Below are 14,640 nucleotides of genomic sequence, written 5' to 3'. Positions count from 1 at the left end.
AGATGCAAAAAAAAACGAAAAAGCGTAAAAAGGACCGTTTGTGTAAAGATATAAGTCGTGAACAAATCTTTTAAAGAATAAAGGAGATTTATATGTCATTTTTCCCTGAATGGTCTAGCATGATACAATTTTTTTCAGCAGCGTTGATTCTAGCACTCATTCCAGGACCTGATATTATGCTATCTGTATCACGCACCATTGCACAAAGCAAAAAAGCTGGAATTATGTGTACGTTAGGGAGTGCGACAGGTTTTGCTATTCAAGTTGTTGCTGTCGCACTTGGCATATCAGCGCTCATTTTTACCTCACCGCGCGCTTTTTTTGTTCTTAAAGTTGTAGGTGCCTTTTATCTTCTATGGCTTGCCTTTCAGGCATTGCGTAAACATTCGACATTTTCTCTCAAAGAAACATCCCCCAAATATCAAAGTCTTAGACGCAATTATTTTATGGCTATTGGAATTAATCTCTTAAATCCAAAAGTCATCCTTTTTAATGTAACTTTCTTACCACAATTTATCAATGCAAATGACCCTATGGCTATGCAAAAATTGCTCATTTTGGGTTTCTCTTATATTCCTATTGCTTTACCCATTAACATTTTTATAGTTTTTATGGCTCATAAATTTTCTAATGGACTTAAGCGAAATCCTTCTTATATTCGTTTTCTTGATTGGCTTATTGCTGGTATTTTTACCAGTTTTGCTTTACGCATTCTTATTGATGAAAATTAAGATCATTCACTGCCAATCACGTTTTCAAATTGCAAACGTTCTGATTTACGTAAACGTTCTGAAGCAGATTTAAGCTGGCCGCACGCAGCTAAAATATCGCGTCCACGCGGCATCCGAATAGGTGAAGCATAACCTGCTTGATTAACCACATCAGCAAAACGTTCAATTTGTTCCCAATCAGAACATTGATAATTCGTCCCTGGCCAGGGATTAAAAGGAATCAAATTGATCTTAGCAGGAATACCTTTAAGTAACTGAACCAATCGTTTGGCATCACCCAAACTATCATTTACATCTTTCAGCATAACATATTCAAATGTAATTCTCTTAGCATTCGAAAGACCCGGGTAATTACGGCAAGCTTCCATTAACAGTGCAAGTGGGTATTTTTTATTGATTGGAACAAGCATATCTCGTAACGTATCGTGCACCGCATGGAGTGAAATCGCCAACATTACCCCAATTTCCTTCCCTGTTCGTATGATTTCAGGAACCACTCCACTAGTTGAAAGGGTAATCCGACGTTTTGACAAAGAAAGACCGTCTCCATCAGAAGCGATTAATAAAGCTTTTTTGACTGCTTCAAAATTATAAAGTGGTTCCCCCATCCCCATCATAACAATATTGGTAATTTTACGCCCTTCAACTGGAACAATTGCACCATCAGGGGTCTTCTTATCAGGAAAATCACCCAAACAATCACGAGCAACCAATAACTGCGCCAAAATTTCTTCCGCAGTCAAATTGCGAACAAGCACTTGTGTTCCCGTATGACAAAAAGAACAAGTTAACGTACACCCTACCTGAGATGAAATACATAGAGTACCACGCCCTTCTTCCGGAATATAAACCGTTTCAATTTCAACAGATCTTCCAGCCCCACGTGCTGGAAAACGCAACAGCCATTTACGTGTACCATCTTTTGATATTTGTTCTGCAATAATTTCCGGACGTACAATGGAAAAATGATTTTTAAACATTTCTTGCATTGGTTTAGAAATGTTCAGCATTTCATCAAAATTTGAAACGCCACGCACATAAAGCCAATGCCAAAGCTGACGTACACGCATACGAGTTTGACGTTCTGGTACACCGATTGCCTTTAAAGCTTCGACCATTTCATCCTGCAACATGCCAATTAAAGAGAGCTTAGATCTCTCCTTCACTACAACACTATCTGTTGCTCGGGCTAAGCGTGCACCAACGGGTCTAAGATCATACGAAACGGCCATTGTTTTCCAATTTATATCGCTATTTTAAAGTTACAGAGACCTTAATGGCATTTTTGTGCCGCACTTAATGCAGCGGTCACCCCTTTTAAGGAATAAGTATAAGTGGTGTGGGTTCCCCGTTTTGAGAGTGCTCTCACTGTCATATTTTTTCCAGCACGCATAGCAGAAACAAGCTGTTTTTCTAGTGCTGATGATGCTAACCAAGCTGAAGAATCTTTCGTGAAAAAATCAAAACTCTTATCTCCAATAGTCACAGTAACCTTTGAACCTTCTTTAAGTGTATAACCAGCCATGAATTGCGGTTCAAACAAAACAGGTGAATTTGAACGCTTGGTTACCAAAAAGAAATTATCGCCGTGATTAACCGTCGTTGGCAGTGCCTCCAAAGGTACCGACAATACATAGCAAATTGTATTTCCTGGCGATTTATAAGAATAGGCTCCCCAAGCTTCAAATTGATCTAAACGGCTTGGCGCTTGTGCCCACACTGTTCCAGCAATCACCAAAACCATTACAGATGTAGCGATAACAGTTTTTTCAAATATTTTCATTTAGCTCACTTCTCTAGTCTCTAACAAGATTCTCTTCATTGAAAAGTTCAAAAAACTTGCCAATGCTTTAGTTCAATTGTTCCACCCCTCCTCCTTAAGCGAAATATTTTTGCGCCAATCAGAACAGTTTTCCTACGTCTAATTGTGATATTTTAGTTGTTACTACAACATGAATTTTTTACTCAATAACCAGATTTTAAAAAACAACATTTTGATTTTATTTCACCAATTTTGTTTTTTGTCTAAAAATCTACCTCTTTAAGCAATTATATTTCAAAACAAAATATAAACATACTATCACTCCGTTAAGAAATAAACTATGCTATTTTACTGCAAGCGATTTGTTGCAAAACCGTGTATATGCGTTCCCTTAAAGAACACTCCAAATTTCACAGCCTTTCGGATAGCATCAATAAACTTACCATACTAAACGCATTTGCGTTAGTAAAAATCGCAAAATACCCTCTATTTTCTCCAATTATAGTGTGTCCATGCTCTTGTTCAATATTGCCTAATTACCGGCCTTTTACAATTTTAAAGCCATTTTGCAAAAAAATACCAAATATTATCAACCTTTTTACCATGAAATAAAAGCGTATAGTTCTGCCTCAATCACCGCATATAATTCTGCCTATTTGAGATCATCTACTCTCGCCACATGCCTTACATTTTAAATTGCCAATTTCTGAAACGATAACAGTAACTAAAAAGGGCTTAACCGTACTGTTTCAACGAGTGAGATCACATTCACTCCCTTCTAGTAAAAATTTCTGAGAAATTCGTGTGACAAACATCACCATTTCATTTTGTATAATTATAAACAAAACATTAAACTCTTATTTTTCGATAATAATTCCTAAACCTTCTACCTCATAATTCTTTAAACAACCTCTCAGTCGATTAAATAAGCTTTTACACACATAAAAAAATCTCTTTTTAATAGCCAAACTGTCCTTAAATATTTGGCTTCTCTCACCATCTGATACAAAGGAAATGATATCTCTCATCCCTCTGAACCTTCAGGACTAATATTTATCAAAAATACTCAAATCATCCTGACTTATGAAAAAATTTCTATTCACAGATGAATACCTCCAGTAAATAAACCTAAGAGTATGATAATGAGTGTTTGATATTTGAAAAAACATAACAAAAGCCGGCGCTTGCTCCTATTCCCTGTTTTTTGAAGCAAAAATTCCTTTGCAAGCGATTTTTTAAATCATTTGGAGGCAACCAGTGTTCTCAAGTCCTTGAAGCCTAGATTACATCATTTTCTAACCTTCTCTGTAGTGCACTTACCCACAAGGTAACCATTACGCAGACTTTTGATTTATTCAATATGAGAACATCTATGCTGCATTTGATGCTGAATTCTGAACCAATAAAGCATAAAGCGTATTGGCATCATGCGTATTGCGCAATTTTTGGACAACTTCAGAATGACGCAAGATACGCGCGATCTGTGACAAAGCTTTTAAATGATCAGCACCAGCGTTCTCAGGTGCCAAAAGGAGAAAAACAAGATCAATGGGCTCATCATCAAGAGCTTCAAAATCAACAGGACTTTCAAGGCGCGCAAATATACCAATGATTCGGTTAATATTAGGTAGTTTCCCGTGAGGAATTGCAATACCACTACCCAGACCGGTTGAGCCTAATTTTTCACGTTGCAAAACAATATCAAAAACCACCCGCTCATTAAGGCCTGTCAACTCAGCAGCTTTTTCAGCTAAAATTTGTAGAACTTGTTTCTTCGAATTCGCTTTAAGAGCCGGAATAATAGCTTCCGGTGCAATTAACTCACTCAAATTCATACTTTAATCTTCCTTTTGCACGCTCAAATGCCCACCTACAAACCCGTAAATAGTATGGATAGTTAATAGTTGTATGACTTTCTTACATCATAGCATGTGTATTTACTTTTCAAACTGTAACGGGTAATAGGTCAATTCATCTCATAATTCACTATCAGCACAACAATAAGTAGTCTTCAGTCCCTAATTAAAAGGACGATAAAACAAGGAAATGTATTGTCCGTAAAAATAATGTCCCTACGATACTAACAAAGACCACCATTCACAAATTTTCGACCATTTAATCATAAACAGTTTGTGTACAATTCTTCATCAGATCTTCCTCTTCCTTTTAAGAACTGGCTCTCATAAAATGATGAGCATATCGAGATAAAATGGCTCCTTACTTTGACGATAGCTAGTGTAGCTTGAATAGTGCCCACTACAACCATCTAAATAGGCTTTAATACGTTCAACGGATATTTTAAAAAGACTCGCAAATCTGTCCTGATATCCACAGTAGTGCACCAGCTTTTAAATGCGCAAAGCAGAACAACAAAACATCACAACCCCTATTTGACAACCGTAATATATATAACCCATGGTGCTACCATCAAAATATAAGAAACAGCATCATCGATGCACTATATTGATTCGACAGAGAAAGTATTCTTAATTCTATATACCTTCCAATAACATGTGCATTTATTTACAGCTTCATTTATCATTCATTATAAAGTTAATCTAGCGATATCTTTTCCATGGTGCAATTAAAAGCAAACAAACCGATAAAATAATGATAGCATCCTATCTTGATGGATTTTTTCATCTCTCAACAAAAATTCAGTTTAAGATTATAGTTTATAAAAAAGTTTCGGCACAAAAAAGGAGATTTTCAGCAATAATGCGATAAACATAATAACAATAGAAAATTTTGTGCGTAACCCAATTAAAAAACACCCATTCCCCCTTTGCTTTCCAACACAAGCTCCTTAAAATATTATCATAATTTCCACCTTGTACCAATAATTGCTTTTAGTTACGTAATAGAAACGTTTATTGATAACACCTGTATTAAAAATCAAAATAAAATCTCATTCAACTTTGCGAAATACGTTTGATCATTTGAATATATGGGAATGGCACTTATGCTCACCATGATGTTGATCTGTTTAAGCTCAAGCAAAAACTCATAGAAGTTGTAAAATCAGAGAGAGAATTGATTTCCCAAATAAATTCTGCGCACATCAGCGTTGTTAATAATATCGTTAGGACAACCATGAACTAATACTTTGCCCGCGTGAATGATATAAGCGCGATCGACAAGCCCCAATGTCTCACGCACATTATGATCAGTTATCAAAACACCAATACCACGTCTAGTTAAATGACGAATAAGCTGCTGAATATCAAAAATGGCGATAGGATCAATGCCTGCAAATGGCTCATCAAGCAACATAAAATTGGGACGAGAAGCTAAAGCCCGCGCAATTTCAAGTCGCCGACGTTCACCCCCTGATAAGGAAAGAGCTGGCATTTTGCGTAAATGATCAATTTTAAATTCATGCAAAAGTGCATCTAATTCTTCATGTCGTTTAAGACGGTCTTTTTCGATTACCTCTAAAACAGCTTTGATGTTATTTTCTACTGTAAGACCACGAAAAATAGATGCTTCCTGCGGAAGATACCCAATACCTAAACGAGCCCGCCGATACATCGGTAGATGGGTGATATCAAATCCATCAATCTTAATTGACCCTCCATCAGATTTAATGAGACCTGTAACCATATAAAAACAAGTCGTTTTACCAGCACCATTTGGACCTAAAATGCCAACAGCTTCTCCGGTACGAATGCCGAAAGAAACACCATTAACAACCTGTCTTCCACGGTAAACTTTAACTAAATGACTGGCAACTAAGGTTCCCCTTAAGCGCTTTCTTAGGGCTTCACTTGCAAGCTCATGTCTGTCTATCTGTTTTTCTCTTTTGATTCCAAACATGAAATCTTAATGGCCATTCTTTTGACTTTGTTTAAAAATGATGGATACGCGACCCTTTTTTTCAGGCGTTTCACAACCTTCTAGAAAAGATTTTCCGCTTTCCATATCTGCCGTAAGTTTGCATCCCGTTGCCACATTATCACCATCAGTTAATACAACATTACTCCCTGTCAGGCTCATCATTTTTGACTTTCCATCAAAAACGCCTTTATCACCCGTAGCGATTTGCGTAGCAATTTTTATATAAACCTTGCCTAAAGCTTCCATTTTCTGAATACCCGTAGAACCGAACCAAGCAGGTAATTTTGCTTTCGTATCTACGTGATCCCTATCAGCACCTTTATGCGTCTTATCGTAGTAAACAACTAATTTTGCCGTTCGTAGAAGACGTTCACCTTGAACCACTGAAACATCACCATTAAAGAGTGCTATCCCCTCTTTATCACGTATTTCTAAAGAATCTGCATAGAGTTTCACCGGTTCTTTGTCATTTGATAGATTAATGCCAAAATAGGCAACTTCAGCATATCCAAAAACTGTTCCAAACCCTAATATTCCTACGCTCAAAGCTAAAATCAAACCCTGCCATTTTCTGTATGATCCCCTCGGCTTCATCTTATTGCTCTCAACTCTCTTGTTCGCACATGTATATACTTCTCTTTCATAAAATCGCTCAACGTTCGTATTTGATGTTATCTCATTGCTTGTCAATCACCAAATGCACCCCACCATGAAAATACATATTTTGCCCTTTTTCTCGAATTTGCAAAGCATTTGCTGCAAGATGCAAACCCGCATGCTGAATATCTACACGTTGATCTGTGATTAATTGCCCCTTAGATAGATTAATATCTGCTGCCATAAATTGTGCAACCATTCCATCATTTGTTGTAATAGTAAATGGCTTATCCAATTGCAAACATCCCTTAATATTATCGTAAATTCCTCCCTGTGCATCAAGAGAAACTTGTCTTTGTTTGCCTACAAGCACCTTAGCTGTAATGTTTTGCAACCCAATCACCCCAGAACGCATGCGATCTTGAAATGCCTTCTCCGCTTTGAGCCAATAAGGCTCATGAGAACGCGTGTAACCTTCTAATTTTGGATTGAGCATTGTCAATTTCATTATTCCATCTTCTTCATCATTCAAAATTACAGGGTCAGAAGCAGCAGGAACAAAGAAAAATGTAAACCAGCAAAAAACAAGTGCTGCGGCCAATGCACAGAGAGGTAAAAAAAATTTTAATATGCTAATGCGGCGTGAATGACGAGATGCTTTTTTAAAAACATCAGTAAAAGATGATTTTGTTGAAAAGATTTCATAATGATTGGGTACGGCCATACTCTCTTAATCTCTTAAATATTCAGCGTTTTTCAGTCTGTATAACCTCTCTAAGCGATATTTTCAAATTTTGCTTCTTGCAATTCGTTTTTTCTTGGTTTTATTTTGCTTTCGTCCATTTATAAATGTAATATGCATGTATATATGTAATGTGTTGCGTGAAGTTCACAATTATAAAAATCTTTTTTTGTATGAAAGAGAGGTTATTTTGGTTAAATCAGAGCTTGTGCAAATTATTGCCCGTCATAATCCGCATCTTTTTCAACGTGATGTGGAAAACATTGTGAATGCTATTTTTGAAGAAATTTCAACAGCACTCGCCAATGGCAATCGCGTTGAACTTCGCGGTTTTGGAGCTTTTTCTGTGAAAAGCCGCTCAGCCCGGAATGGTCGTAACCCACGGACAGGTGAAGCTGTTGTGGTTGAAGAAAAATGGATTCCTTTTTTCAAAACGGGTAAAGATCTGCGTGATCGTCTCAATCAGTGAGTAAAATGATGACAACTAAACGTATCCTTTTGGCAATTATTTTGCTACCTATTACAGTTGTTTTGATTGCTTTTATCATAGTTAACCGTCAAATAGTTACATTGACTCTTGATCCTTTTCGAATCAGCTCTGAAAATTTTACTTATCAAGCTCCTTTCTTTATATGGCTCTTTATTTTTTTCGGCTTTGGTGTTTTGTTAGGCAGCATAATCAATTGGTTTTCATATCATAAATGCAAAAAAGCTCTTAAAGAAAGCAAAGCGGAACTTGAGAAATTAAAAATGTCGATTGCAGATATGATATAAGAGTGCTTTGGTGAAATTTTTCTTTTGTTATGTTCAATACATCATGAGAAGAAATGGAAATATTCTTCTTCCTTTTCTTTATACATAATACATACTTTAAGCAGTTTTAGACCGTTGTATTATTACGAATAATTTAAGAGCCTTTTAAAGTGAATTTTTTTAAAATACCTGTATCGTGAAACCCAATATGCTTGCACAATGCTTTCAACCACACCACAGCAGTATGTATCCGCAGGAAAAACTACCTCTTATTTTAGAAACAGGTGTCAGTGCAGATTATGCTTTAATCGACTCTGGTAATGGGAAAAAATTGGAGCGATACGGTCCTTACCGCATTATTCGGCCAGAAGGTCAAGCACTTTGGAAACCAGCTTTATCACAAGAAAATTGGGCTAATGTTGATGCCATTTTCACAGGAAATCGAGATGAAGAGGGTGTTGGTCGCTGGTATTTTCCTAAAAAACCTCTTGGTGAAACATGGCCACTTTCATGGAATGGTTTGCTCTTTTTGGGACGTTTTACATCTTTTCGTCATGTTGGTGTTTTTCCTGAACAGGATGCTCATTGGCGCTCAATGGAAGAACAAATTGTTAAAGCCAAACGCCCCATCAAATTACTAAATCTTTTTGGCTATACAGGTATTGCCTCTTTGATTAGCGCACGCGCTGGTGCCGCTGTTACTCATGTTGATGCCTCTAAAAAAGCCATTACTTGGGCAAAAGCTAATCAGGAAAGAGCAGGATTAGTAGATTATCCAATTCGCTGGATTTGTGATGATGCAATAAAATTTGTCGAACGCGAACTGCGTCGGCAAAAAACTTATGATATGATTCTTCTTGATCCCCCTGCTTATGGACGTGGACCTCATGGTGAAATTTGGCAGTTTTTCGATCACTTACCAGAAATGATCAAAAACTGTCGTAGACTTTTATCCAATCAACCACTCGCTGTTATACTGACTGCTTATTCCATTCGTGCTTCTTTTTACACGCTTCACACTTTAATGCGTGACGAATTTATAAACTTTGGTGGTACAATCGAATCAGGAGAGCTGATCTTGCGTGAAGAAAGCGCTGGACGCGCTCTTTCTACTTCTCTTTTTAGCCGCTGGATTGCTTAAATATGTATACGTCTAAAATCGGTAAAGTTAAAGAAATTACCTCCCTTAGTAACCCAATTATCAAAGAACTTAAAGCACTTAGCCAAAAAAAGAACCGTAATCGAGAAGGTATTTTTATGGCAGAAGGACTTAAATTGATAATTGATGCTTTAAATCTCGGATGGAAAATACAAACACTCATCTTTTCCAAAAGCAAACTTGGTAATACTGCTGTTGAAAACACTGCTGCACACACAGTCGCGAGTGGTGGTTTCGTTATTAAAGCCTCACAAAAAATCATGGAATCACTTACCCGCCGCGATAATCCGCAAGCCGTTGTTGGTATTTTTAAACAACAATGGCAACCTCTTGAAATGATAAAACAATTAAGCGAAGATGTTTATGTGGCTCTTGACCGCGTGCGAGATCCAGGAAATCTTGGTACCATTATTCGCACCGCTGATGCAGTAGGGGCCAAGGGAATTATCTTAATCGGCGAAACAACAGATCCTTTTTCACCTGAAACAGTACGAGCAACTATGGGATCAATTTTTTCTGTACCACTTTACCGTAGTGATGAAGGCGCCTTTTTAAATTGGTCCAAAGGCTTTAAAGGCATGATTGTTGGTACACACCTCAAAGGAGATGTTGATTACCGTAGAGTTGATTTTAAAAATGGTCCCATTATACTCTTAATGGGAAATGAACAAAAAGGTTTAACAGATATTCTTGCAAATTGCTGTGATCAACTTGTACGTATTCCACAAAGTGGGCGTGCCGATTCGCTTAATTTGGCAGTTGCCACTGCTATCATGCTTTATGAGATCCGTCGTTCTCATTTAACACTTGAATCATAAGAGACCAAAATATGAAATGTAAATCTTTATCTTTTCTTCTTGGTTTGATTATTACAGTAGGGCTTGATCAATTGATCAAATATTGGGTTATGGATAACATGCCTTTAGGAGCAGTTATCCCAATTCTCCCTTTTCTCTCCCTGTACCATGTACGAAACTCTGGTATTGCATTTTCATTTCTTTCTTCTTTTTCTCAATGGGGACTCATTACCCTTACGTTAATTATTATTCTCTTTCTTTTATGGCTATGGAAAAATACCGAACACAAAAAATCTTTATCACGTTTTGGTCTTATTCTTATTATTGGTGGGGCAATTGGTAATCTTATTGACCGTATTTGTTTCCATTATGTCACCGATTATATACTATTTCATATTGATGATATTTTTTCTTTTGCTGTTTTCAATCTCGCTGATACATTTATCACGCTTGGTGCCATTGCCGTACTTATTGACGAATTTCGAATCTGGATTGAAGGAAAACGGACTTCTAATAAAATCTCTTCTGGATGAGAATACTGTTTCCCGCAAGCGTTCATTTGGATAAACGAATCAACCGAAAATGTGGTAAATTATTGATTTTTATTCATCAATTTTATTTTAGAAAATTTTCAACCATTTTACTTCTGAAACCCAATATCTTTATATTTTTCCATGTCAACTGCTTCATGAAGTTATAATAGATTTAAGTAGAAAGACTTGTTGTGACACGTTGTTATTTTCATTCAATGAGTTAAAATGATCAATGATCTTATCAATAATAGTTAAAAACTGTTATTTAGCCAAAGCTAGTATAAAATTAGCATCTTCTATCTGTTTAGATGTAGTCACCTACACAAGAAAAACAGCATTTTTATTGACTTGAAATCAAAAAAATTGCATTAATATCCTTAATTCTTCTCAAGATATGTGTCTTTCTTTTATTTCCATAGTATAATAGAAAGGAGAAGAGAAATTGATGAATAAAAAGAAGTCGACGCCTGCAAAAAATTTTCTAACTGCAGATAATCGTTCTTTTTTACTGAGTTCGCGTGCTTTTGCACCTCTTTTTTGGAGCCAGTTTTTCTCTGCTTTTAACGATAATTTTGTAAAAAATACTTTGATTTTTCTTATTGTTACATGTGATAGTTTAGAATATCAAGCAAGTCTTATTAGCCTAACAAATGGTGTTTTTTCACTTCCTCATCTTTTATTTGCTGCGACAGGAGGCCAATTGGCTGACAGCTTTAGTAAAGCGAAAGTTGCTCGTTTAATTAAATTCTTTACTCTCTTCATTGCTTTAGCAGCTGCAATTTCCCTCCTTTTATCCTCTATCTCCTTGCTTATGATATGCTTATTTCTCTTCAGTTCTGCTTCAGCACTTTTTGGCCCCCTCAAATATGCGGTATTACCCGACCATATAGCAAAATCTCACCTGCCACGTGCCAATGCATGGTTAGAAGCAGCAACCTTTCTTTCTATTTTATTAGGAACATTATGGGCTGGTCTTATTTTCGACTTTCAAAACCAATTACAAATTATTCCTGCACTTATTATAATTATCTTAGCTTTACTCTCATGGGCTACAAGCTGCTTTATGCCAGAAAATATTCCTGCACAGTCAACCCCTATTGTCGACCGTAACATTATACGTGCCACAACATCTATTCTTAAATCTTGTATCCAAGAAAAACGTTTACTGATTGCAAGCCTCATAGTTTCTTGGTTTTGGTTTATCGGAGCTACACTCTTATCAGCCACTCCAATATTGACGGCTTCCCTCAATTGCCTTGCTCACGGAACTATTATGTTCTTTATGGTTTTTTCCATTTTTGGTGCTATTGGTTCTGCTATAGTTGCTTGGCTTTCAGCAGAGCGGATTAACTTATTATTACCAGCTATAGGCGTTTTTGTTTTTGGTGCTGTTTGTATCGACTTAAGTGTTGTTATTCGTGGGCTTCCTCCTGAATTAAAAGTTAAAACCATTGTTGATTTTTTTTCGCATCCGCAATTATTGCACATTATATTTGATTTTGCTTTGGCAGCAATTTCAGCTACTTTTCTCGCTATTCCCGGATTTGCAGCATTGCAAGCATGGGCTAAACCTAACAAGCGAGCACGTGTTATCGCCGCTAATAATATCCTCAATGCTACAATTATGGTTATAGGAGCAGCTATTATTACTTTTGCTCAATATCTTGGTACTTCACTTGATATGATAATTCTTATTCTCGGTATTTCCTCCTTAATAGCTGCAATCATTATACTAAAATATCTGCCTACCAATCCTTTCAGCGACTTCACTTTTATTCTCTTACGCCTATTTTTTCGTTTAGAAATTAAAGGTATAGATAATCTTTCGAAATCAGGAAAATTTCCTATTCTAATTTTTAACCATGTATCTTTTCTTGATAGTCTTCTAGCTCTAGCTGTTTGCGAAACAACAAATTTACACAATCCAGTTATTATCATTGATACTAATACTGCGAAAATTTGGTGGATTCGTCCCTTTCTTAAATATACCAATGCTTTTCCTCTGGATCTTACAAATCCATTTGCAAATCGCCATCTTATACGCACAGCACAAGGGAAACCTCTTGTTATTTTTCCCGAAGTAGGTGATATTATCGTTAATAAAGATCTTATGAAGGTTTATGAGCGTGCTGCTATGATTGTCGATAAAACAAAAACAAAAGTGGCTCCCATTAAGATTTGTGGTCTTGAATATTCTTTTTTTTCACGTCCTTCTAAAATTCATGTACGCCGCAAACTTTTTCCTAAAATATATATTATCGTTCACGAACCTTTTGACTTAAATATTGATACGAATCTAAAAAGCCGCACCCGTCGAAAAGCTGTTGGAAATCAGCTGTATCGTATTATGTCTGATATGGTCTTTAAAACTTCAGGTTAAAATACTATACTTTTTCATAAACCTATTAAACGTCCTCGCAATTATAGGATATGTATAAAAATTATTGAGGATTCTCTTAAAAACTTGGCAAGTTATTGACTTATACCCCTATTTTCAAGAGTTGGAATTTTAGCTCCAAAATCAGCGGCCCTTACCCCAAAGAAAAATTATCAAAATGTTGCTGTATCTCAGCAAAGATAGATACAGGCAAAAAAAATTTTGCTTTTGCGCGTTAATAAAATATAGCCAAATAGTCAATTCTTTCCTAATTTATCCAAATAAAACAGCTTCTTCTGGTTATTATTAAAAGAGATTATCAAATTTTGTAAAAAATTTACTAAAAAATTAGATGTTCTTGATCAAGATCACCCTTTAATTATTACCAATTTGTAAGCTTTCCTTTTAACAAAAGTCTCTTGTAATTTTCAAATAAATCTCCATAATAAGGGGAGGTATGCTGGGATTCCGCCAGTGTTGCCTGGGGTTTTTTGTGTTTGGCAATCCTTTCTAACCTCAACACCTGACGGAACATATACTAAAGGACTTTATATTATGGCTGATTTTAAAAATTTACGTTCGGCGTCTGTTTCTCGTGCGGATGCATCAATCGATCAAGGATTGCGCAGCTATATGCTGGGCGTCTATAATACAATGGCCATTGGTTTGCTTATTACAGCCGCTGCCGCTTATGCGATTGCCTCATTGGCTACGACAACGGATATGAGCCAAGCAGCCGCTCAAATCAATAGCAGTGTCTATTTAACATCATTTGGAGTGACATTTTATACGTCACCATTATCTTATATTATTATGTTTGCACCCCTTGTGGCTGTGCTCTTTCTTAGTTTTAAAATCAATACATTGAGTACAAGTGCAGCCCGTAGCCTCTTTTTCGGTTATGCGGCCCTTGTTGGACTTTCATTGTCCTCAATTATTTTGCGTTATACACCAGAAAGTGTTGTACAAACATTTGTCATTACCGCCGCAGCTTTTGGTGCTCTTTCACTTTATGGTTATACGACGAAACGTGATCTAACAGCGATGGGCTCATTCTTTTTTATCGGCTTGGTTGGTTTGATGCTTTCTATGATTGTCAATATTTTTCTTGGATCTAGCGCTTTACAATTTGCTATTTCCGTGATTGGCGTTTTTATCTTTGCTGGTTTAACAGCTTACGATACACAAAACATCAAATTAATGTATTATGAAGGAGATGGAGATGACACTCAAGGTCGTAAAATTATTATGGGTGCATTGAATCTTTATCTTGATTTCATCAATATGTTTGTCTTCTTGCTGCAATTTCTTGGCTCAAACCGTGATTGATTGCGGCAATTATTGATCGATAA

General features: G+C 36.4%; 14 protein-coding genes. 8 read left to right on the top strand and 6 right to left on the bottom strand.

Features of this window, described 5'->3' with window-relative positions; all coding sequences use genetic code 11:
* Positions 1 to 92: 92 nt before the first annotated feature.
* On the top strand, positions 93 to 731 hold the full coding sequence (locus tag MCQ_RS03980) for a LysE family translocator (RefSeq protein ID WP_006923678.1): 639 nt from the start codon (positions 93 to 95) through the stop codon (positions 729 to 731).
* A gap of 2 nt (positions 732 to 733) precedes the next feature.
* On the opposite strand, the gene rlmN is transcribed toward MCQ_RS03980, so the two are convergent.
* The 6 genes from rlmN to lptC all read right to left on the bottom strand — a co-directional run bounded on the left by rlmN (position 734) and on the right by lptC (position 7,651).
* Complete coding sequence (gene rlmN / locus MCQ_RS03975; RefSeq protein ID WP_006923677.1) at positions 734 to 1,963, bottom strand: dual-specificity RNA methyltransferase RlmN; 1,230 nt, start codon at positions 1,961 to 1,963, stop codon at positions 734 to 736.
* 41 nt (positions 1,964 to 2,004) lie between these two features.
* The gene (locus MCQ_RS03970; RefSeq protein ID WP_006923676.1) at positions 2,005 to 2,514 is read right to left on the bottom strand and encodes an invasion associated locus B family protein; all 510 of its coding nucleotides are present in this window, start codon (positions 2,512 to 2,514) and stop codon (positions 2,005 to 2,007) included.
* Between the two features lie 1,349 nt (positions 2,515 to 3,863).
* Positions 3,864 to 4,328 (bottom strand): PTS IIA-like nitrogen regulatory protein PtsN, encoded by a 465-nt coding sequence (gene ptsN / locus MCQ_RS03965; protein ID WP_006923674.1) that lies wholly within the window; start codon positions 4,326 to 4,328, stop codon positions 3,864 to 3,866.
* A gap of 1,186 nt (positions 4,329 to 5,514) precedes the next feature.
* Positions 5,515 to 6,309, bottom strand: coding sequence for an LPS export ABC transporter ATP-binding protein (gene lptB / locus MCQ_RS03960; protein WP_006923673.1), 795 nt, complete (start codon positions 6,307 to 6,309; stop codon positions 5,515 to 5,517).
* A gap of 6 nt (positions 6,310 to 6,315) precedes the next feature.
* Positions 6,316 to 6,924, bottom strand: a complete 609-nt coding sequence (locus MCQ_RS03955; protein WP_006923672.1) for an LptA/OstA family protein — start codon at positions 6,922 to 6,924, stop codon at positions 6,316 to 6,318.
* Between the two features lie 82 nt (positions 6,925 to 7,006).
* The gene (gene lptC, locus MCQ_RS03950) at positions 7,007 to 7,651 is read right to left on the bottom strand and encodes an LPS export ABC transporter periplasmic protein LptC (protein ID WP_006923671.1); all 645 of its coding nucleotides are present in this window, start codon (positions 7,649 to 7,651) and stop codon (positions 7,007 to 7,009) included.
* Positions 7,652 to 7,859: 208 nt separating this feature from the next.
* Between lptC and ihfB the strand changes: the two genes are divergently transcribed.
* The 7 genes from ihfB (at position 7,860) to MCQ_RS03915 (ending at position 14,617) form a co-directional block, all read left to right on the top strand.
* Entirely contained in the window at positions 7,860 to 8,138 is a 279-nt protein-coding gene (ihfB, locus tag MCQ_RS03945; RefSeq protein ID WP_035007952.1) for an integration host factor subunit beta, read from the top strand.
* Between the two features lie 8 nt (positions 8,139 to 8,146).
* Entirely contained in the window at positions 8,147 to 8,443 is a 297-nt protein-coding gene (locus MCQ_RS03940; RefSeq protein WP_006923669.1) for a LapA family protein, read from the top strand.
* 187 nt (positions 8,444 to 8,630) lie between these two features.
* A complete protein-coding gene (locus tag MCQ_RS03935; RefSeq protein WP_006923668.1) occupies positions 8,631 to 9,563 on the top strand; it encodes a class I SAM-dependent rRNA methyltransferase in 933 nt (310 codons plus the stop codon).
* A gap of 2 nt (positions 9,564 to 9,565) precedes the next feature.
* Positions 9,566 to 10,399, top strand: coding sequence for a TrmH family RNA methyltransferase (locus tag MCQ_RS03930; RefSeq protein WP_006923667.1), 834 nt, complete (start codon positions 9,566 to 9,568; stop codon positions 10,397 to 10,399).
* A gap of 11 nt (positions 10,400 to 10,410) precedes the next feature.
* Complete coding sequence (lspA, locus tag MCQ_RS03925) at positions 10,411 to 10,911, top strand: signal peptidase II (RefSeq protein ID WP_006923666.1); 501 nt, start codon at positions 10,411 to 10,413, stop codon at positions 10,909 to 10,911.
* Between the two features lie 445 nt (positions 10,912 to 11,356).
* Entirely contained in the window at positions 11,357 to 13,291 is a 1,935-nt protein-coding gene (locus tag MCQ_RS03920) for an MFS transporter (protein ID WP_006923665.1), read from the top strand.
* A 552-nt stretch (positions 13,292 to 13,843) separates the two neighbouring features.
* Positions 13,844 to 14,617, top strand: a complete 774-nt coding sequence (locus MCQ_RS03915; RefSeq protein WP_006923664.1) for a Bax inhibitor-1/YccA family protein — start codon at positions 13,844 to 13,846, stop codon at positions 14,615 to 14,617.
* Positions 14,618 to 14,640 lie beyond the last annotated feature (23 nt).

The organism is Candidatus Bartonella washoeensis Sb944nv (genome assembly GCF_000278135.1).
Taxonomy (GTDB): Bacteria; Pseudomonadota; Alphaproteobacteria; order Rhizobiales; family Rhizobiaceae; genus Bartonella; species Bartonella washoeensis.
Note: the sequence above shows the minus strand (reverse complement) of the source record. Positions and strands in the feature narration are given on the sequence as shown.